The 18,584-nt window shown below is 70.2% G+C and carries 18 protein-coding genes; 13 read left to right on the plus strand and 5 right to left on the minus strand.

The window, feature by feature from the left end; genetic code table 11:
* Positions 1–73 precede the first annotated feature (73 nt).
* Positions 74–703, plus strand: a complete 630-nt coding sequence (locus tag ASF68_RS00120; protein WP_157580128.1) for a TetR/AcrR family transcriptional regulator — start codon at positions 74–76, stop codon at positions 701–703.
* Positions 704–718: 15 nt separating this feature from the next.
* On the opposite strand, the gene ASF68_RS00125 is transcribed toward ASF68_RS00120, so the two are convergent.
* Positions 719–1,117 carry a VOC family protein gene (locus tag ASF68_RS00125; RefSeq protein ID WP_056005188.1) on the minus strand — a complete coding sequence of 133 codons (399 nt, stop codon included), beginning with the start codon at positions 1,115–1,117 and terminating at the stop codon, positions 719–721.
* A 95-nt stretch (positions 1,118–1,212) separates the two neighbouring features.
* Between ASF68_RS00125 and ASF68_RS00130 the strand changes: the two genes are divergently transcribed.
* Together ASF68_RS00130 and ASF68_RS00135 are read left to right on the plus strand one after the other, a co-directional pair.
* Positions 1,213–2,205 (plus strand): YafY family protein, encoded by a 993-nt coding sequence (locus ASF68_RS00130; protein ID WP_056005191.1) that lies wholly within the window; start codon positions 1,213–1,215, stop codon positions 2,203–2,205.
* Positions 2,206–2,413: 208 nt separating this feature from the next.
* Complete coding sequence (locus tag ASF68_RS00135) at positions 2,414–2,974, plus strand: NADPH-dependent FMN reductase (protein ID WP_056005194.1); 561 nt, start codon at positions 2,414–2,416, stop codon at positions 2,972–2,974.
* A 105-nt stretch (positions 2,975–3,079) separates the two neighbouring features.
* On the opposite strand, the gene ASF68_RS00140 is transcribed toward ASF68_RS00135, so the two are convergent.
* From ASF68_RS00140 to ASF68_RS00150, 3 genes are read right to left on the minus strand one after another with little or no spacing between them, the layout of a single operon-like run.
* The gene (locus ASF68_RS00140) at positions 3,080–3,403 is read right to left on the minus strand and encodes a YciI family protein (protein ID WP_056005197.1); all 324 of its coding nucleotides are present in this window, start codon (positions 3,401–3,403) and stop codon (positions 3,080–3,082) included.
* Between the two features lie 50 nt (positions 3,404–3,453).
* Positions 3,454–4,863: an NAD(P)/FAD-dependent oxidoreductase gene (locus ASF68_RS00145; RefSeq protein WP_056005200.1), complete on the minus strand. Its 1,410-nt coding sequence runs from the start codon at positions 4,861–4,863 to the stop codon at positions 3,454–3,456.
* Positions 4,860–5,486: a dihydrofolate reductase family protein gene (locus ASF68_RS00150; protein WP_056005203.1), complete on the minus strand. Its 627-nt coding sequence runs from the start codon at positions 5,484–5,486 to the stop codon at positions 4,860–4,862. The genes ASF68_RS00145 and ASF68_RS00150 overlap by 4 nt, the downstream gene beginning before the upstream one ends.
* 184 nt (positions 5,487–5,670) lie before the next feature.
* Here ASF68_RS00150 and ASF68_RS00155 point away from each other — a divergent pair, with 184 nt between their 5' ends.
* Positions 5,671–6,156 (plus strand): glutathione peroxidase, encoded by a 486-nt coding sequence (locus tag ASF68_RS00155; RefSeq protein WP_056005205.1) that lies wholly within the window; start codon positions 5,671–5,673, stop codon positions 6,154–6,156.
* A gap of 21 nt (positions 6,157–6,177) precedes the next feature.
* On the opposite strand, the gene ASF68_RS00160 is transcribed toward ASF68_RS00155, so the two are convergent.
* On the minus strand, positions 6,178–7,050 hold the full coding sequence (locus ASF68_RS00160; RefSeq protein ID WP_056005208.1) for an oxidoreductase: 873 nt from the start codon (positions 7,048–7,050) through the stop codon (positions 6,178–6,180).
* Between the two features lie 201 nt (positions 7,051–7,251).
* On the opposite strand from ASF68_RS00160, the gene ASF68_RS00165 reads away from it, so the two are divergent.
* The 9 genes from ASF68_RS00165 (at position 7,252) to ASF68_RS00205 (ending at position 18,568) form a co-directional block, all read left to right on the plus strand.
* Positions 7,252–7,743, plus strand: a complete 492-nt coding sequence (locus tag ASF68_RS00165; RefSeq protein ID WP_056011101.1) for a PadR family transcriptional regulator — start codon at positions 7,252–7,254, stop codon at positions 7,741–7,743.
* 67 nt (positions 7,744–7,810) lie between these two features.
* Positions 7,811–9,508 carry an AarF/ABC1/UbiB kinase family protein gene (locus ASF68_RS00170; RefSeq protein WP_056011104.1) on the plus strand — a complete coding sequence of 566 codons (1,698 nt, stop codon included), beginning with the start codon at positions 7,811–7,813 and terminating at the stop codon, positions 9,506–9,508.
* Between the two features lie 178 nt (positions 9,509–9,686).
* A complete protein-coding gene (locus tag ASF68_RS00175; RefSeq protein ID WP_056005211.1) occupies positions 9,687–10,976 on the plus strand; it encodes a CaiB/BaiF CoA-transferase family protein in 1,290 nt (429 codons plus the stop codon).
* Complete coding sequence (locus tag ASF68_RS00180) at positions 10,976–11,755, plus strand: enoyl-CoA hydratase/isomerase family protein (RefSeq protein ID WP_056005214.1); 780 nt, start codon at positions 10,976–10,978, stop codon at positions 11,753–11,755. The genes ASF68_RS00175 and ASF68_RS00180 overlap by 1 nt, the downstream gene beginning before the upstream one ends.
* A 56-nt stretch (positions 11,756–11,811) precedes the next feature.
* Complete coding sequence (locus ASF68_RS00185) at positions 11,812–13,758, plus strand: helix-turn-helix domain-containing protein (RefSeq protein WP_056005217.1); 1,947 nt, start codon at positions 11,812–11,814, stop codon at positions 13,756–13,758.
* Between the two features lie 145 nt (positions 13,759–13,903).
* Positions 13,904–15,064 (plus strand): N-methyl-L-tryptophan oxidase, encoded by a 1,161-nt coding sequence (gene solA / locus ASF68_RS00190; protein WP_056005220.1) that lies wholly within the window; start codon positions 13,904–13,906, stop codon positions 15,062–15,064.
* Between the two features lie 5 nt (positions 15,065–15,069).
* Positions 15,070–16,020 (plus strand): ABC transporter permease, encoded by a 951-nt coding sequence (locus ASF68_RS00195; protein WP_056005223.1) that lies wholly within the window; start codon positions 15,070–15,072, stop codon positions 16,018–16,020.
* Positions 16,017–17,000: an ABC transporter permease gene (locus ASF68_RS00200; protein ID WP_056005226.1), complete on the plus strand. Its 984-nt coding sequence runs from the start codon at positions 16,017–16,019 to the stop codon at positions 16,998–17,000. The genes ASF68_RS00195 and ASF68_RS00200 overlap by 4 nt, the downstream gene beginning before the upstream one ends.
* Positions 16,997–18,568 (plus strand): ABC transporter substrate-binding protein, encoded by a 1,572-nt coding sequence (locus tag ASF68_RS00205; RefSeq protein WP_056005229.1) that lies wholly within the window; start codon positions 16,997–16,999, stop codon positions 18,566–18,568. Before ASF68_RS00200 ends, ASF68_RS00205 begins: the two co-directional genes overlap by 4 nt.
* Positions 18,569–18,584: the final 16 nt, after the last annotated feature.

Here is an 18,584-nt window from a genome sequence, read left to right on the forward strand (position 1 = left end):
TTCGCGGCGGGGGATCTGACCCGCCTCCCGAAACGTAATGGACGCACCCGTCCACTTGAGTAATGTGAGACACATGTCCGCGACACTGCCTCAGAACCTGCGTTCCGACGCGCAGGAGAACCGTGACCGCGTCCTCTCGGCAGCCCGCGAACTGTTCGGGACCGACGGTCTCCACGTGACGATGCGAGAGATCGCCCGACGAGCCGGTGTCGGGCCGGCCACCCTCTACCGGCGGTTCCCGACCAAAGCCGATCTCGTCAGAGCCGCCTTCGAGAACGAGCTCGGCGACTGCCGCTCGATCGTGGTCGACGCCCTCGCGGACGTCGACCCCTGGCGTGGATTCCGCAGCATCATCGAGGAGGTTTTGGTCCTCAACGCTCGGAACCAGGGGTTCACGGACGCGTTCCTCGCCGCCTACCCCGATGCCGTCGACTTCCGGACCCAGCGTGAACAGGCCGTGCGCGCGATCACCGCCGTCGCTCGTCGTGCCATCGACGCCGGTGCGCTGCGCGCGGACTTCGTCCTCGACGACTTCCTCGTGATCCTGCTCGCGGCTCGCGGACTCTCGAGGACGACGGAGACGGAGCGCGTCCGAGCCGCGCGACGCTACGCCGCACTCGTGATCGACGGACTGCGTGCGTCCGACCGGCACGGACCGCTCCCTCCCGCGCCGCGACTCATCCCGAGCGTCATCCCGACGTAGGCCGCGGCTGCAGGTTCACGATGCGACGCGTTCACCTGCGTCAGCGGTGATCGGCGTGAAGACGTTCACGAGGTTGCCGTCGGGGTCACGGAACAGGAGCGACCGGTTGCCCCACGGCATGTCCGTCGGCTCGTTCACGAACGTCTCCACGACGCCCTGCAGCGTCGCGTAGATCGCATCGACGTCGTCGACGAGCAGGTCGAGGATGACGGACCGGTTGGCACGCGGCGCGGCAGCGTTCTCACCCAGCAGCGGAATGGTCGCGGAACTGGCGATCGCGAGGGTGCCGGTGTCGGTGCGCACCTCGGCGAAGAGCGGATGCAAGCGTGCCGCGGTCACGCCGGTGACTCGTTCGTAGAACGCAACCATGCGGTCCACGTCGTCGGTGATGATCCGGGTGGCTGCGAGTCGCATGAAGTCTCCTTGGTTCGGTGTGGTTGCCGCTCTTGCGGCGGCCGTCCCGACGATAGAAGCAATACCGGGCAGAAATTGCCCGGTATTCTGAGGTCATGGCACGATCGGGCTCGTCGACCTCTCGCGCGCTGCAGCTCCTCGAGTTGCTCCAGTCGGCGGAGATCCGCACCGTGCCTGAACTGGCCGAGCGGTTGGGCGTCGATGAGCGCACCGTGCGCCGCACCGTGCAGCGTCTCGTGGACATGGAGGTGCCGATCGAGTCGGTGCGAGGCCGCTACGGCGGGTACCGCCTGGCCGGCGGACGCGGAGTGTCGCCGCTGATGCTCACTGACGAGGAGGCGGTCGCCGTCTTCCTCGGCTTGAGCGAAGCCCAGTCGACCTCCGGCTCCCCGGATGTCGCGGCGCAGATCGCTCTCGCGAAGATCCGGCGTTCCCTCCCCGCCGCATCCCTGGAGCGCATCGAAGCGGTCATCGACGCCGCAGCGTTGAACCAGTCGCGCCTCGACGTACCTGATGCCGGCATCCTGCTCACCGTCTCCGACGCACTTCGCTCGCGGCGTCCGCTGGAGTTGCGCTACCGCAACGTGGAGGAAACGCCTTCGCGCCGCACGGTGCATCCACTCGACCTGCTCGTCCATGCCGGTCGCTGGTACTTGGATGCGTTCGACGTCGAGCGAGCGGAGGACCGCACCTTCCGTGTCGACCGGATCCGATCCGCGCGGACGCTGCCCGGCGTGCTCTCGACCCCGGTATCCCGAGCGGAGCGTCCTCGACTCGTCGACCGCTTCGCGGGGGCGGACTACCGATGGCACATCCGGTTGCGCATCCAGGCGACCGTCCCGCAGATTCGGGCCCACCTCCCAGAGAGCGTGGCCATGGTGGAGTCGATCGAGGACGCACCCGGCTGGCATCGGCTTTCGATCCGAGCCAAACGCCTCGACTGGCTTCCAGCGGTGATCGCCGGGCTGGGAGATCACGCGGTGATCGTCGACGAACCTGAAGACCTCAGAAACCTCCTCCACGCGACAGCGACGCGGATGCTCCGCATCGCTCGCGGTGCTGACACGGCACCACCAGTCGCCGACTAGCGTGCGGTGGACGTCGAGGGGCTGATGCTCAGCGCCACTCGTCAGCGAGCCCGGCCACGGCAGCGCCGACACGAGCACGCCCCCGCGCCCGAAGGCAACCCCTGTCCCGTCGACGACGCCGGCGGCCGCACCGGGCTACAGTGCGAGCCAGGCACCACCACGTCCCGTGACTCGCGGGACAGGCACGCACATCGAAGGAGAGCACCCCATGTCAGACCTCCGTATCGCCATCATCCTCGGCAGCACCCGCCCGGGCCGCAACGGCAAGGCCGTCGCCGATTGGGTCGTCGAGCAGGCCGCCGGTCGGAGCGCCAGCTACGAGCTCATCGACCTGCTCGACCACCCCCTGCCCCTCCTCGACGAGCCGACGCCGCCGTCGTTCGGCGCGTACGAGAACGAGCACACGAAGGCCTGGGCGGCGACGATCGCGCCCTACGACGGATTCGTCTTCGTCACGCCCGAGTACAACCACTCCACGTCCGCTGTCCTGAAGAACGCCATCGACTACCTGTACGCCGAGTGGAACAACAAGGCCGCCGGGTTCGTGGCATGGGGCAGCCTCGGCGGCGCACGCGCGATCGAGCACCTTCGCGGCATCAGCGCCGAACTGCAGATCGCGGATGTGCGGCAGCAGCTGAGCTTCTCGCTCTTCGCCGACTTCGAGGACTTCAGCACCTTCACGCCCGGGCCGCAGCACACCGAGGCCGCCGGGGTGCTCTTCGACCAGCTCGAGGCGTGGGCGGGCGCTCTGAAACCACTCCGCGCCTGATCGAAGGACTGCACGCTCGGCGATCCCGCCGTGCGCCGAGGGGAGCGAGCACGACAACATGCCGGGGGACCCTCCGCCCGGGTGTCCGCTCAGCCCGTCGGCTTCCTACGCGCCCGGGAAGGGGCGCAGCTCCAGGCGGCCGTTGCGAGCCATCGGGTGGCGGGCGGCGATGTCGAGCGCCTCGTCGAGGTCGGCGCAGTCGAGGATGTCGAAGCCCCAGAGGGTGTCGGTCGCGCCCGGGATCGGGCCATTGGTGACGAGGCGCTCGCCGGCGCGGACACGGACGCCGCGCGCCTCACTCGGATCGAGTACGTCGCCGAGGAGACGTCGCCCCGTCGTGTCGAGCTCCTCGACCCAGTGGTCGACATCCGAATCGTCGGTGGGGTCGTCGGGCACGGGGTCCGCGAGGACGAACATCATGAATCGCATCAGGCGCTTCCTCTCTGTCGGCGCGCATGGGGGCGCACTCGTCGTTGCTCTCAGGCCTCGGCGGCGACCGGTACTGCGCTGTCGTCGCGCCAGAGGGTGTCGATGGGGATGGCCTGGCCGAGGACCCGCTCGGCGGCGCGATGCCCGGAGTGCAGGGCGGCCGACACCGTCGCCGGGTCGTCCGTCCACGTCGCCTCGCCAGCGAGGTGCAGGACGCCGCCGACCGGGGTCGCGAGGGCGTCGTGGTCCTCGGTCGTCGAGCCGACGGTCATGTAGGCGTAGGACCCACGGGTGAAGGGGTCCTCGTGCCAGCGGGTGACGTGCACCTCCGTTGGTTCCTCGACGCGCTCGCCGTAGAGGCGCCGCAGCTGCTCGAGGATCGACTCCACGACGCGCGAGTCCTCCCAATCCCGGATCTCCACGGCCGTCGGGCCGGCGGCGAAGGTGAGCAGTGTCGGTGAGCCGTGCGCCGACGTCAGGTCGTACCAGGAGTGCCAGCGACGACTCTCCGGCCCCTGCTGCCTGACGGCGTAGACGTCGTCGTCCCAGAACCGCCGCTCGAACCGGAGGAACACCTTCTCGAACGCGTTCATCCGCAACCGGGAGAGCGCACCTGCCACCGGCTCCGGCAGCGGGGGATCGATCGTGAACGCCTCCGACTGCAACACACCGACCGGCACCGTCACCACCGCCGAGCCCGCGTGCAGCACCAGCCCGCCCAACGGCCCCTGGGCAGCGACCTCGACGCCGTCCGCGGACCACCGGACGCTCGTCACCACGTGCTCCAGGCGCACGTCGAGCCCCTCGGACAGCCGTCGGGGGAGCACGTCGTAGCCGTCGGGGAACACGACCTCGTCGCCGTCGATCGCGTCGTCGTCGAGGCCGTGCGCCGCGAGATCCTCGATCCACGCGCCGTACTGCTCCTCCGAACGATGCTCCAGGTACTCGCGGACCCGCTGCACCCGCTCGGCGTCCCACGCCTGCAGGGCGAGTGCCGCCTCGGTCACGTCGCGATACGAGGCGTCAGGAGCGGACTCGGCGACCACCCCGAGCAGGGTCGCGTCGAGCGCGTGGACGTCCTTGGCGAAGCCGCGAGCGTCGGCGTCCGACAGGTGCTCGCCGTCGGGACCGTAGTAGGTGATCGGCCGGCTGTCGGGTTGGTAACCGCCGACGGTGAATTCCACCGTCCGCATCCCGAACGCCTCGGCCGCCGCAGCGACGGCACTGTCCGTCACCCCGTGCACCCACGACGCACCGAGATCGGTCACCAGGCCGTCGCGGCGCTCGGTCGACACGCGCCCGCCGACCCGGTCCCGCGCCTCGAGCACGACGACCGTTCGACCGGCGGCCGCGAGGAGCCGCGCGGCGACGAGGCCGGCGACACCCGCGCCCACGACGACCGTGTCGAAGCGGGCGTCAGCGGACGGGCGGGATGCGGACGCCTCGTCAGACCCGCTCATCGAGGGTCACCCATGTCGCCGGTCGCCGGTGCGCCGTCCACGCGCTCATAGCGGAGGTGGACGGTGCCGGCGGGCGAGGTGGTCGCCGGTCCCAGCAGTCGCAACAACGACGGCACCGTCCCGTCGGCGAAGACGCGCTTGCCCGTGCCGAGCGTGATCGGATACACCCAGAGGTTCAGCTGATCGAACAGGGCCTCCGCGAAGAGGGTCTGCACGAGATCGAGACTGCCGATGACGTGGATCTGCGCGTGACGCTCGCGCAGGTCCCGAACGGCCTTCGGGAGGTCGGGTCCGAGCTGTGTCGAGTTCGCCCACGCCAGGTCCCGCGGCTCACGCAACGCGACGACCTTCGGCAGGCGGTTGAAGAGCCTGGCGATGCCGTCGTCCTGACCTCCTTCCTGCTGCGGCCAGTACCCGGCGAAGATGTCGTAGGTCCGTCGTCCGAGGAGGAGGGCGTCCATGCCGACCATGCCGGCATCGATCTGCTGACCGTCGACCTCGTCGATGAGCGGCGCCTGCCACCCGCCGAACGGGAACCCGCCGCTGGGATCCTCCTCGGGCCCACCCGGCGCCTGAGCGACGCCGTCGAGGGTCATGAAGAGGTCGATGTGGATGCGCCCCATGTCCTGCTCCGATCTGCTGCACTCACGATCCACCGGAGGGAGAGCCCTGTCAACGGCTGTCGGCTGAGAACGCACTGACGAAAGGGCGCCGGGCACCTCGGGGGCGAGTAGCGTTCGAGGAGGCACGCACGCGCGTCACGACGCTCGTGGACGAAGCCGTTCCGCTGATGAGAGGCACCGCACCATGACCGATCTGGACACCATCCCCGTCACCACCCTCGACGGCCGCGACACCACCCTGGCGGAGTGGGACGGTAAGGCGAAACTCGTCGTCAACGTCGCCAGCCGCTGTGGTCTCGCCCCGCAGTACGAGAAGCTCGAGGCCCTCCAGAAGGAGTACGCCGACCGCGGCTTCACTGTGATCGGCTTCCCGAGCAACCAGTTCCTGCAGGAGCTCGGCGACAACGAGAAGATCGCCGAATACTGCTCGGCCACCTGGGGTGTCACCTTCCCGATGATGGACAAGGTGAAGGTCAACGGCCGGAACCGTCACCCGCTCTACCAGGAGCTCGTGAAGACCGCCGACGCCAACGGCAAGGCCGGCAACGTCAAGTGGAACTTCGAGAAGTTCCTCATCGCCCCCGACGGCACCGTGCACCGCTTCCGTCCGACGACCGAACCCGATGCTCCCGAGGTCATCGCGGCGATCGAGGAGAGCCTGCCCGCCTAGCGGTCTGGCGTCCGGCGCCGATCAGGCGAAGGTCACGCCGGTGAGAGCCTCCGCCGTGGACCAGAGTTCGGCGGCGACGTGTTCGTCGCGCGCCGCCGAGCTCCGGCCGACGGGCTTCGGATCGCCGCGCATCTCACCGAAGCCGCTCGGTCCGTAGTAGCCGCCCGGTTCGACGTCCGGCGACACCGCCGCGTAGAGCGTCGGGAGCGCACCCATCTCGGCGCTCTGACCGAGGAGTCGCGTTCCCCAACCGAGGAGCGGTCCCTGCGCGGACTCGGTGTGGGACTGGAGTTCGGTCGACGCGAAGCCGGGGTGCGCCGCGACGGACAGCACGGGGGAGCCGTTCGCCGTGAGGCGTCGCTGCAGCTCGGCCGAGAACATGAGGTCGGCGAGTTTCGACTGGCCGTAGGCGGCCCAGCGTCGGTACCTCCGGCTCCGCCAGTTGAGATCGGCCAGGTCGATCGTGCCGGCCCGGTGGGCGGCGCTCGACAGGGTCACGACCCGCGTCGTGATGCGGTCCAACAGCAGGCCGGTGAGCGCGAAGGGGCCGAGGAAGTTGGTACCGATCTGCATCTCGAAGCCGTCGGCCGTGCGGCGCTCGGGCACCGCCATGACCCCGGCGTTGTTCACGAGCACGTCGACCCCATCGACGCCCTCGGCAAAGCGGCGGACCGATGCGAGGTCGGCGAGGTCGAGCCGGCGCACCTCGACATCGCCCGTCATCGTCGACGCGGCCCGCGCACCCTTCTCGATGTCGCGGCAGGCGAGGATGACGGTTGCGCCGTGCGCGGCGAGTTCCCGAGCCGTGACGGCCCCGATCCCGCTGTTCGCGCCGGTCACGATCACGGTGCGGCCGTACTGGTCGGGGATGTCTGCTGTCGTCCAAGCGCTCATGTGGCCGAGGTTACGCCATCCTGTTTTCTTGCGACCACACATATCGTTCACAGCTTCACCGATATATCGTTGAGCATCGTTCACGAACTACGAAGGAGAGCAATCATGGGTGGATTCCCAAGCGGTGGCGCAGGATTCGGTGGCGCAGGATTCGGGAACGGTGGCGGATTCGGCAGCGGAGCCGGCTTCGGTACCGAGAACATGTGGCAGATGATGGAACAGCTGCGTTCCAAGTTCGAGAAGAGCGCCGGATCGCGCGCGGGCCGCGGCGACGTCCGCTCCGCCGTGCTGGCCCTGCTGGCCGAGCAGCCGATGCACGGCTACCAGATCATCCGCGAGATCGACGAGCGCAGTGGCGGCTCCTGGAAGCCGAGCGCCGGCTCGGTCTACCCGACCCTGCAGCTGCTCTCCGACGAGGGCATCATCACGGCCGAGGAGTCGGGCGGTCGGAAGACCTACGCCCTGACCGAGGCCGGCCGCGACGAGGTCGCCGAGTCCGGAGCGACCGCTCCGTGGCAGACCGGTGAGTCGTCCGAGCACCCCGGCATCACCGCGCTGCCGAAGGCCGGCGTCGAGCTGGCCCAGGCTGCCGCGCAGGTCGGCCGGACCGGTTCGCCCGAGCAGGTCCAGCAGGCCGTCGCGGTCCTCGACGAAGCTCGCAAGCGCCTCTACGCGATCCTCGCCCAGGACTGACCGGGTGTCGTCGACCGGCGGGACGCCCAGCGATTCAGCGTCCCGTTTCGGCGACGTCCCAGGCGTCGTGCGGGCCGGTGTCCACACCGGCCCGCCCGCCGACGGGCGCGCGCGGTACCGCCGCATCCTCAGGTTCGCGAGCTGGCATCTGGCCAACGCATGGTGGTTCGAGATCGTGCTGCCGCGCTTCGGGCTCATCAAGCTGACCGAGCGCACCCGCACGCGCCGGATGCAGCGGTTCGCCCGCCGCTTCCACGTGCTCGCCGTCGATCTCGGCGGACTCATGATCAAGGTCGGGCAGTTCATGTCGTCCCGGCTCGACGTCCTGCCGCCGGAGATCACCAAGGAGCTCGAAGGCCTGCAGGACGAGGTGCCGCCGGTCGCGTTCCCGGAGATCCGCGCGCTCGCCGAGTCGGAGCTCCGTGTGCCCCTGTCGCAGGTGTTCTCCACCATCGACGAACGGGCGGTGGCCGCCGCCTCCCTCGGCCAGGCCCACCGCGCACATCTCGTCCCCTCGCTTGCGGCGGACTCCGGCCTCGACGCCGTCGTGCTCAAGGTGCAGCGTCCCGGTATCGACCGGATCGTCGCCGTCGACCTCGCCGCGCTGCGGAAGGTCGGCGGATGGCTCCGGCGCGTCCGCCTCGTCTCGGACCGCGTCGACATGCCTGCGCTCGTCGAGGAGTTCGCCGCGACGAGCCTGGAGGAGATCGACTACCTCCACGAGGCCGCCAGTTCCGAACGCTTCGCCGCCGACTTCGCCGGTGACGACCGCGTGGGCGTCCCCGCCGTCGTGTGGGAACGGACCTCGCAACGCGTGCTGACGCTCGAGGACGTCACCGCGATCAAGATCACCGACACCGAGGCGCTCCTGGCCGCCGGGATCGATCCGGCCGAGGTGGCCCCGGTGTTCGCGGCGGTCATGTTCGACCAGCTGTTCACCAACGGGTTCTTCCACGCCGATCCGCACCCCGGCAACATCTTCGTCACGCCGATCTCCGCCGCCCCGGGTGAGCGCTCCTGGAAACTGACGTTCATCGACTTCGGCATGATGGGCGAGGTCCCGCCGACGACGCGGCGCGGCCTGCGGAAGCTCCTCATCGCCGCCGCCTCCCGCGACGGCAAGGGACTCGTCGGCGCGATCCGCGACCTCGGGGTCCTCCTGCCCTCGGCGGACACGACCGAGCTGGAGCGCGCGATGACGGCCCTCTTCGGGCGGTTCGGCGGCATGGGGTTCGCCGAGCTCCGCGACGTCGACCCGAAGGAGTTCCGCGACTTCGGCAACCAGTTCAGCGAGGTCGTGCGGGCGCTGCCGTTCCAGCTGCCGGAGAACTTCCTGCTCATCATCCGTGCCATCTCGCTCACCTCGGGCGTCTGCAGTTCGCTCGATCCCCAGTTCAACCTGTGGGACTCCGTCGAGCCGTACGCGGCGCAGCTCCTGCGCGACGAACGCGGCAACGTCGTCCAGGACCTCGGCCGGGAGGCGCTCGAGATCGCGACGGTCGCGGCCCGACTGCCGAAGCGTCTCGACGCGGTCATCACGCGGGTCGAGGACGGCTCCGTCGCCGTCACCAACCCGCGGTTGGAGCAGCGGATCGCACGACTCGATCGCACGACGGGCAGGGTCGTCTCGGCGGTGCTGTTCGCCGCCCTGCTCGTGGCCGGCACCGTCCTCCGGATCGACGACGCCGTGCTCGGCACCGTCTTCATGTCGGTCTCCGCCCTGCCACTGCTCCACGCGTTGTTCTCCGGACGTCGCGGGCGGTAGGCGCGCGGCATGTGCCGCGACCGTCGCGCAGGCGTCGGTTGTGGTGCCGGAGGACATGTCGATGCCCTCGTCCGCGGTGACAGGATCGCCACGCACCGGCGGGACCGTTCCGCGGTGCAGAGCGGAGTGACATGCGCAGGCGACCACAGACCACCGTCCCGACGTCGGGTGGCACCCGATGATCGACGAGGATCTGCGGGTCCGGCTCGCCGACCTCGGCGGGTTCGACACGGAACGCGGTTCGCTCGCCGGGGTCGTCGTGGTCGACGTGACCCGGGTCGTCGCCGGGCCGTACTGCTCGATGGTCCTCGCGGACCTCGGAGCCACGGTGATCAAGGTCGAACACCCGGACGAACCCGACTACACCCGCACGTTCCCGCCGTTGCTGCCGGCTGCGGACGACGCCGACGGGCAGCCGGTCGAGGACCCGGCGCTCAGCGGGTTCTTCGCACAGTACAACCGCAACAAGCTCGGCGTCACGGCCAACCTCCGGCACCCGTCCGGCGCCGCGCTCCTCGAACATCTGGTGGCCAGGGCCGACGTCCTCGTCGAGAACTTCCGACCGGGCACGATGGACCGGCTCGGGCTCGGGTACGAGCGGCTCCGAGAGGTCAACCCGCGCCTCGTCTACGCCGCGCTCAGCGGATACGGCCAGACCGGACCGTCCCGTGGTCGACCGGCCTACGACAACAGCGCCCAGGCGACCGGAGGTCTCTGGTCGATGAACGGGCCGGCCGGTGGCCCACCGACACGGGTCGGCACGATCATCGGCGACCTCGCGGCCAGTCTCTACGGCACCATCGGCGTCCTCGCTGCACTCCGACACGCCGAGAGCACCGGGGACGGGCAGCTCGTCGACATCTCGCAGCAGGACTCGGTGCTCACCCTGACCGAGAACGCCGTCGTGGCGTATACGACCGAGGGCACGATGCCGACCCCGCTCGGCAACGCCCACCCGTTCGTGCGCCCGTACGAGGCGTTCCCCTGCCGGGACGGCTTCGTTTTCTTCGGCGGGTACACCGACAAGTTCTGGAAGCTGTCCTGCGAGCTGTTCGGCGGTCCGGACGAGTACGAGGCCCATCCGGACCTCCAGGCGATGGCGGACCGGTTCGACGAGGAGGTCTACGAGCGGGCGGTCCGTCCGATCATCGAGCGCTGGTTCGCGGATCGCACGAAGGCGGAACTGGAGGCGCTCGCCGGGGACCTCGTCCCGCTCAGTGCCGTCAAGGACATCGGCGAGGTGGTAGCCGACCCGCAGATCGTCGCCAGGGACATGGTCGTCGAGACCGCCTACCCGGGCTTCGGCCCGCTCCGGACGTTCGGTTCCCCCGTCAAGCTGCAGGGAACCCCACCGCGGACGACCGGCCGGGCGCCGGCGACCGGGGCCCACACGGCCGCGGTCCTCCGGGAGCTGCTCGACTACGATCAAGCAGCCATCGACGAGCTCCGCTCCGCCGGGACCATCTGATGGACGGCGTCCGCCTCGACCGCTCCGGAGCGACGGCCGTCATCACCATCGATCGCCCGGACAAGCTCAACGCGCTGACCCTCGCGATGTACGACCAGCTCGGCGCGGCGTTCGCCGAGGTCCGCGACGATCCCCGGATCGGCGTCGCGATCCTGACGGGGGCGGGGGAGCGGGCGTTCTGCGTCGGCGCAGACCTCGGGGAGTCGATCCCTGCGCTGGCCGAGGGGCGATTCGACATCAGCGAGTGGGACGCCGCCCACCAGAAGCACACCACCCTCGACAAACCGGTCATCGGGGCGGTCAACGGCCTCTGCCTCGGAGGCGGGTTCGAGATCCTGCTGTCCACCGACATCCGTGTCGCCGCCGACCACGCGACGTTCGCGCTGCCCGAGACGGGGATCGGTGTGGTGCCTGCAGGAGGCACCCTCAGCCGGTTGGTGCGTCAGATCCCGTACGCCTTCGCCATGGACCTCATGTTGCGCGGCGGGCGGATCGACGCTGCGACGGCCGCCCGGTACGGCATCGTCAACCAGGTGGTCCCGGCCGCCGAGCTGACGGACACCGCGCACCGCCTCGCGGACGAGCTCCTCGCGCGGAGCGGTGCCGCGCTCGCCACGGTCAAACGTGCGGTGCGGGAGCTGTCCGCGTTGCCGCTGGAGGAGGCCTTCCACCGTGAGGCGGTGCTCGGACAGGCCGCGTTCACGAGCGACGACGCACGGGCCGGCCTGGCGGCGTTCGCCGCGCGCACGCCACCGGTCTTCCCCTCACGGGCGTCCTAGACTGAGGCCACCCTGCTCGAGGTGGACGCGGTCCGCCCCACGCTGATGGAGGCCTCATGCGTCCCCCGACCGCTTCCGACGACGTCCGCGCGGACGTCGAGCCCTCCTCGGCGACCGCGACGTTCGCGCTCGACCTCCTCGCCGCCTCCCGCGCGGAGCCGGGACGCCCGGGCGCCGGCGTCGAGGAGCTCCTCAGCCGGGCGGGACTCGACGGGGCCGACGCCGAGGCCGTGGTCGAGTCCGTCCGCGAAGCACAGGTACGGGGTGCACGGCAGCGCCGTCGGGCGAGCGAGCTCGAGGCGCTCTTCTCCACCGCTCGCGAGCTGGTCCGCCTCCAGGACGTCGACGAGGTCCTCGGCCGTCTCGTGGAACGGGCCCATCAGCTCATGGGCACCGACGTCACGTACCTCTCCGAGGTCGAGAACACCAGGGGTGACCTCCGCGTCCGGCACTCCGTCGGCACGGTGACCCCGGGGTTCCGGGACCTCGCGGTGCCCGCCGGGGTGGGACTCGCCAGCCTGGTCGCCGGCACGCGGGAACCCGCCTGGGTCGCACGGTACGAGACGATGACCGAGGCCGGGCACGACGACCGCATCGATGCCGCCGTCCGGGCCGAAGGACTCGTGTCGTTCCTCGGCGTCCCGCTCGCGGTCGGTGACGAGGTGCTCGGTGCGTTGTTCGCGTGCAACCGCTTCGGCTACGACTACACCCCGGACGACGTCCTCCTGCTCTCCGCCTTCGCCGACCACGCCGCGGCGGTCCTGCACACCGCACGGGCGCTCGCCGAACGTGCTGCGGCCGTCGTGCGCGCCGAGGAGGCTTATCGCGAACTGGAGCGACACCTCGCCGCCACGGAGCTGGCGAGCGGTATCCACGAAGAGCTCACCTCGGCGGCGATGTCGGGCGGGACCGTCGTGGACCTCGTCGCCACCGTGTCGCGCCGGATCGGTCTGCGGGTGTGGGTGCTCGACGACCAGGCACGACTGCTCGACGGCACGGGGGAGCTGCCGAGCCGTGCCGTCCTCCGCGACGCGGTCGCCCGGAGTCAGGTGAGCGGGCACGCCGAAGCGGTCGAGGCTCGGGATCGCGCGTGGCTCGTCGTGGCGATCGTGGGCGCCGACCGGGTGCTCGGGTCCATCCTCGCGGAGGACGGAACCGATCCCGCCGACCGGGTCGTCCGACGCACCCTGGAACGGGCCGCCCAGGTCGCCGCCCTGGTCTCCTTCAAACGCGACGCCGTGGTCGCCCTGCGCGCCGAGCGTCGTGCGCACTGGCTCCTGGCCGTCGTCGACGGCGGTGCCTCGGAGCCGTCAGCGGACGTCGAGCCCGCTCTGCTCGCGCTGACGCTCGGGGCGTGCGCCGTGATCGACGTGTTGGAGCGGGACGTCGCCGATGCGGCGTTCGTCGCCGCCGGTGCCGTCGGCGATGACGGCGTCGTCGCCCGCCGCGACCATCGGGTGATCATCGCCTGGGCGGTCGACGATGCGATCGAGGCCACCGAGCGGGTCCGGCGGCTGCTGGCCGACCGGCTGCACGAGCCGGCGCTCACCGCGGTGGTCTGTACCGGGCTGCTCGGCCGGGCGGACCTCGGGCCCGCGGTCGAGCGAGCCGCCGCCGATCTGCGGTTCCTGCGACCGCTCGGCATCGAGGCCACCACGGTCCCCTCCGCCGGTCTCGCGCCGTACCACGCGCTCTCCTCCGGGGAGCCGACCTCGGTGATCCGTTTCGTCGACGAGCTCCTCGGGCCGGTGCTCGGGTGGGACGAACGTCGTGGGACCGCGCTCTTCGACACCCTCGCCTGCTACTTCGACGGCGGTGAGAGCCGGCACGCCGTTTCGAAACGACTCCGGATCCACCCGAACACCGTGCAGCAACGGCTGGATCGCATCCGGTCCCTCCTCGTCGGCGACTGGGACGACAGCGAGTTCCGGTTCCGGGTGCAGGCGGCCGCCCGACTCGAACGCCTCCGACGCTCCCTGCGTGAGGCCCATCCGACGAGCTGAGCCCTTCGGGTCGGATCGGGTCCGCCGGCCGGTCGTTCCGACACATCGTCAGCCCGCAAACATGGGTCGAAGATCCATAGGACGCATTTCCCTGCTCCACCACACTTGCCTGAATCGAACGGGCAAGCATGAGGGAGCACCACGGATGGAATCATTCGACGTCGCGGTTGTCGGCATGGGAGCCCTCGGCAGTGCGGCCGCCTACCACCTCGCCAGGCGGGGTGCGAAGGTCGTCGCCTTCGAACAGTTCGAGCTCGGACACGTTCGCGGTGCCTCCCACGACACCTCGCGGATCGTCCGGACGTCGTACGGCGCACCCCAGTACGTGCGGCTCGCGCAGTCGGCCTACCGTGACTGGGCGGACCTGGAGCAGGAGTCGGGCGAACGGCTGCTCACCATCACCGGTGGCGTCATCTTCCTCCCGGTCGACGGACCCTACTCCGCCTCCGACTTCACCGCGGCGCTCGAGGAGTGCGGTGTGCCGCACGAACTCCTGACGCCCGCCGAGGTGCAGGAACGGTGGCCGCAGTTCCGGATCCCGGAGAACGTCGAGACGGTGTACACCGCGGACACCGGTATCGCCCATGCCGCCCGCACCGTGGCCACGCTCCAGCTCCGAGCTCGGGCGCTCGGCGCCGACATCCGCGACCGCACGCGGGTCGACGCCCTCATTCCGGACGGACAGGGCGTCGTCGTGCAGACCTCGGCCGGCACCGTCCGCGCCGGCAAGGTCGTCCTCGCCGCCGACGCCTGGGCGAACGAACTCCTCGAACCCCTCGGCGCGGCGATCCCGCTCGACGTCATGCAGGAGCAGGTCACCTACTTCCGCCCATCGGACGCCGAGCTGCTCGACCGCGAGCGGTTCCCGGTGTGGATCTGGGAGGACGAGGAGTGCTACTACGGGTTCCCGACCTTCGGCGAACCGACCGTGAAGGCCGCCCGTGACGTCTCGGAGAACCGCATGTCGCCGGCCGAGCGCACCTTCGTGCCGTCGCCGGAGCTCACCGGACAGCTGGCCGACTTCATGGCGGACCTCGTGCCGGCGTCCGGACCGGAACTCCGCACCGTGACCTGTCAGTACGCGCTCACCCCCGACCGGAACTTCGTCCTCGGCCCGCTCGACGAGCATCCCGACGTCATCGTCGCCCTCGCCGCCGGGCACGGATTCAAGTTCACGCCCGCGTTCGGCCGGATCCTCGCGGAGCTCGCCCTCGACGGTGAGACGAGCGACGACGTCTCGAGCTTCCGCCCGTCGCAGGCACGCCGTGCCGACCGCGTCTCACCGATGCCGATCTCCGCGAGCTGATCCCCATGGCGCGATACCTCGTCTCACGGATCCTGTCGTCGCTGTTCGTCCTGTTCGTCCTCTCCGTCCTCGTGTTCTCGATGGTGCGGGTCATCCCGGGCGACCCGCTGTCGGCGTTCGCGGACCCCTCGAACCCCGACCCCGCGGCGCTCGACGCCCTCCGCACCGAACTCGGCCTCGACCGGCCCTGGTTGACCCAGTACCTCGTCTGGCTGCTCGGCGTGCTGCAGGGGGACTTCGGCCGGGCCATCACCGTCCCGAACGAGGTCTCCAACCTCATCGCCCAGCGCCTCCCACTCAGCCTCACCCTCGCCGTCATGGCGACGCTGTTCGGGACGGTGCTCGGCATCCCGGCCGGGGTGCTCGCCGCGACCCGGTGGCGTCGGGCACCGGACAACACCGTCCGCGGGCTGTCCTTCGTGCTCCTCGCGACCCCGCCGTTCGTCCTCGGAACCGTCCTCATCCTCGTGAACTCCCTCACCCTGCGACTCCCGCTCGTCGGCACGGCCGGCGCGAGCGGCGATCCGTTACGCCTCGTGGGGGTGCTCGTCCTGCCCGCCCTGCTCATCGGGCTCGTGCTGGCGGCGATCGTCGCCCGGTACACCCGCGGCACCCTGCTCGACACGCTCGGCCAGGACTTCGTCCGGACCGCCAGGGCCAAGGGGGCGTCGCCGTCCCGACTGGTCGGCCGACATGCGCTGCGCAACGCGCTCATCCCCGTCACGACCGTCATCGGGATCGAGCTCGCCGCGCTCGTCGGCGGGACGGTCGTCATCGAGACCGTGTTCGCGCTCCCGGGGATGGGCTCGCTCCTCCTCACCGGCATCCGCTCATCGGACTACCCGATCATCCAGGCGACCGTCCTGCTCATCGGCGCGGTCTACGTGCTCATCAACTTCATCGTCGATCTCATCTACCCGCTGATCGACCCACGAGTGAGGGTCCACACGTCATGACGGTCACCCGCGCCATCGCGCTCGCAACGGTCGCCGGCAGACGCCGACGCCGCAACCGGTTCGGCCCCGCCTTCTGGAGCGGATCCATCATCCTCGTCGGCATCCTCCTGCTCGCCGCCTGGATGACCCTCGCACCGCCACACGACCCGTTCGCGGCGTCCGGGCCGGCACTCGCCGGGCCGAGCCTCGACCATCTCCTCGGCACCGACAACCTCGGCCGCGACAACCTCACCCGGCTGGCGCTCGCCGCGCGGACCAGCCTGCTCATCTCGGGGGCCGCCGCGCTGCTCGGCGCCGTCATCGGGACGGCCCTGGGGCTCGTGGCCGGGTACCTCGGCGGCTGGGTCGACGCGATCATCATGCGGATCGTGGACGCGGCGCTCGCCCTGCCGGCGATCCTCGTCGCCCTCGTGGTCGGGGTCGTCATCGGCACCGGGCCCTGGCCGCTCATCATCGCGCTGGGTCTCGTCTTCGCTCCGGGCTTCGCCCGCGTCATGCGGGCCCCGGTCATCGCCCTGCGCGAACGGGACTTCGTCCTCGCGGCGACGCTGAGCGGCGTGCGTGGACACCGGGTGATCGCCGAACACCTGTTGCCCAACGTGCTGACGCCGCTGTTCGTGCAGTTCGCCTCCGTCGCCTCACAGGTGGTCCTCATCGAGGCCGCCCTCAGCTACCTCGGGCAGGGCGTCCAGGCCCCCGAGCCATCGGCCGGTCGCATGATCAGCGAGTTCACGCGGTTCATGCAGGTGCAGCCGCTGCTGATCATCCTCCCCTCCCTCGTGATCATCCTGCTGTCGGCGGCGTGGAACCTCCTCGCCGACGGGCTGCAGGACTACTTCGCGCCGAGACGGGAACCCGCCTTCTCGCTCGGTCGCCCACGCCGGCGACGGGCAGCCGCGGCAGCACAGCACGGTACGTCATCCAGCACCACCATCGACGCGGCGTCCACGGACGACGCTCCAGAGAAGAGGCAGCAATGAAGACTCGCATCCTCGCGGGGACGGTCGCCATCGTGGCGGCGTCCCTCGCGCTCAGCGGCTGTGCGCCGGCCGGTCCCGCCGGCGACACGGGCGGCGACCCCGTCGCCGGCGGCACCCTCCACTGGGGCGTCCCGGCCGAACCGTCCGCGGGCGGTCTCGACCCGATGGCCGCCAGTGCGATCGCCGCCGAGGTCATCAACGCGGTCGCCTACGACACGCTCCTCGCGAAGGACGACGACGGTGAGGTCGTCCCCGCCCTCGCCACCGAGTGGTCCCAGCCGGACGAGCTCACCTGGGTGTTCGAGCTGCGTGACGACGTCACCTTCGCCGACGGCAGTGCGTTCAGCGCCGACGACGTCGTCTACTCCTTCAAGCTGATGAAGGAGGCGACCACCTCCGCGAGCACGTATCTCGCGAACGTCTCGAGCATCGAGAAGACCGGCGACACCCAGGTCACGTTCCGGTTCAGCGCACCGGACGGCACGTTCCTGGACGCCGTGTCCGCCCGCCAGACGTTCTTCATCGTGAGCGAAGAAGGGTACGGGGCTGCGACGCCCGACGAGCGGCAACGGACGACCTTCGGGACCGGCGCGTTCCAGGTGACCGACTGGAGCGACGGTGTCAGCGTCACGATGGAGAAGAACGAGAACGCCTGGCAGGACACGAAGCCGTACCTCGACGAGATCGTCTTCGACTTCATCCCCGACGAGTCCGCGCGCCTCGCCGCGCTGCAGCAGGGGAGCATCCAGGCCGCGTACTTCATCGACGGCAGCCTCGCCGATCAGGCCGTCCAGGCGGGCTTCACCCTCGGCGAGGCCTCCTACCGTCAGAACCTCGCCATCTACATCAACCCGGAGACCGGGCCGCTCGCCGACATCGACGTCCGTCGGGCCGTCGCGCTGTCCCTCGACCGCCAGGCGCTCGTCGACACGGCGATGCTCGGTTACGCCGCGCTCTCGTTCGTGCCCCCGGCCGGTGACCCCGGTGCCCTCGACCCGGCAGGCCTGCCCTACTACGAGCGCGACGTCGACCAGGCGAAGCAGCTCCTCGCCGACGCCGGCCAGCCGAACCCGACCATCACGCTCAGCTACATGGGCGACATCGCGCAGTCGCACCACCCCGTCTACGAGATGATGCAGCAGCAGCTCGCCGAAGCGGGGATCACCCTGAAGCTCGACGCGAAGCCGCTGTCGGAGATCGCTCCAGTCTTCACGACCGGCGAGAGCTGGACGGACCTCGTCGCCATCCCGGGCAGCCCCCGCGCCGCGTCGCTGTTCTACTACGACCCCGTCCTCGTCGACGGCGGCGTGTACAACCACTGGGAGGGCAACCCCGAGGCGGACGCCGCACGAGAACTGTTCCAGCAGGCGAAGAGCGCCTCGGACCCGGCGGAGTACGCGAAGCTCGTCGACCAGCTGGCGGAAGAGGCGGCCGAGCAGGTGCTGGAGATCGTGCCGGTCGCGGTCCCCGTCTACTTCGAGGTCTGGGACAGCGCGAAGCTGCACGACTACCAGAGCGACGCGTACTACTCCCGGTACCGGCTCGACGAGGCCTGGCTGAGCCAGTAGTCCGTCGCCCGTCGCC

Origin of the sequence: Plantibacter sp. Leaf314, from assembly GCF_001423185.1 — a bacterium.
Classification (GTDB): domain Bacteria; phylum Actinomycetota; class Actinomycetes; order Actinomycetales; family Microbacteriaceae; genus Plantibacter.

Coding starts and splice junctions, on each gene's coding strand:
- ASF68_RS00120 (WP_157580128.1), top strand. CDS start 74: ATGTCCGCGACACTGCCTCAGAACCTGCGTTCCGACGCGCAGGAGAAC.
- ASF68_RS00125 (WP_056005188.1), bottom strand. CDS start 1,117: ATGCGACTCGCAGCCACCCGGATCATCACCGACGACGTGGACCGCATG.
- ASF68_RS00130 (WP_056005191.1), top strand. CDS start 1,213: ATGGCACGATCGGGCTCGTCGACCTCTCGCGCGCTGCAGCTCCTCGAG.
- ASF68_RS00135 (WP_056005194.1), top strand. CDS start 2,414: ATGTCAGACCTCCGTATCGCCATCATCCTCGGCAGCACCCGCCCGGGC.
- ASF68_RS00140 (WP_056005197.1), bottom strand. CDS start 3,403: ATGCGATTCATGATGTTCGTCCTCGCGGACCCCGTGCCCGACGACCCC.
- ASF68_RS00145 (WP_056005200.1), bottom strand. CDS start 4,863: ATGAGCGGGTCTGACGAGGCGTCCGCATCCCGCCCGTCCGCTGACGCC.
- ASF68_RS00150 (WP_056005203.1), bottom strand. CDS start 5,486: ATGGGGCGCATCCACATCGACCTCTTCATGACCCTCGACGGCGTCGCT.
- ASF68_RS00155 (WP_056005205.1), top strand. CDS start 5,671: ATGACCGATCTGGACACCATCCCCGTCACCACCCTCGACGGCCGCGAC.
- ASF68_RS00160 (WP_056005208.1), bottom strand. CDS start 7,050: ATGAGCGCTTGGACGACAGCAGACATCCCCGACCAGTACGGCCGCACC.
- ASF68_RS00165 (WP_056011101.1), top strand. CDS start 7,252: ATGTGGCAGATGATGGAACAGCTGCGTTCCAAGTTCGAGAAGAGCGCC.
- ASF68_RS00175 (WP_056005211.1), top strand. CDS start 9,687: ATGATCGACGAGGATCTGCGGGTCCGGCTCGCCGACCTCGGCGGGTTC.
- ASF68_RS00180 (WP_056005214.1), top strand. CDS start 10,976: ATGGACGGCGTCCGCCTCGACCGCTCCGGAGCGACGGCCGTCATCACC.
- ASF68_RS00185 (WP_056005217.1), top strand. CDS start 11,812: ATGCGTCCCCCGACCGCTTCCGACGACGTCCGCGCGGACGTCGAGCCC.
- solA (WP_056005220.1), top strand. CDS start 13,904: ATGGAATCATTCGACGTCGCGGTTGTCGGCATGGGAGCCCTCGGCAGT.
- ASF68_RS00195 (WP_056005223.1), top strand. CDS start 15,070: ATGGCGCGATACCTCGTCTCACGGATCCTGTCGTCGCTGTTCGTCCTG.
- ASF68_RS00200 (WP_056005226.1), top strand. CDS start 16,017: ATGACGGTCACCCGCGCCATCGCGCTCGCAACGGTCGCCGGCAGACGC.
- ASF68_RS00205 (WP_056005229.1), top strand. CDS start 16,997: ATGAAGACTCGCATCCTCGCGGGGACGGTCGCCATCGTGGCGGCGTCC.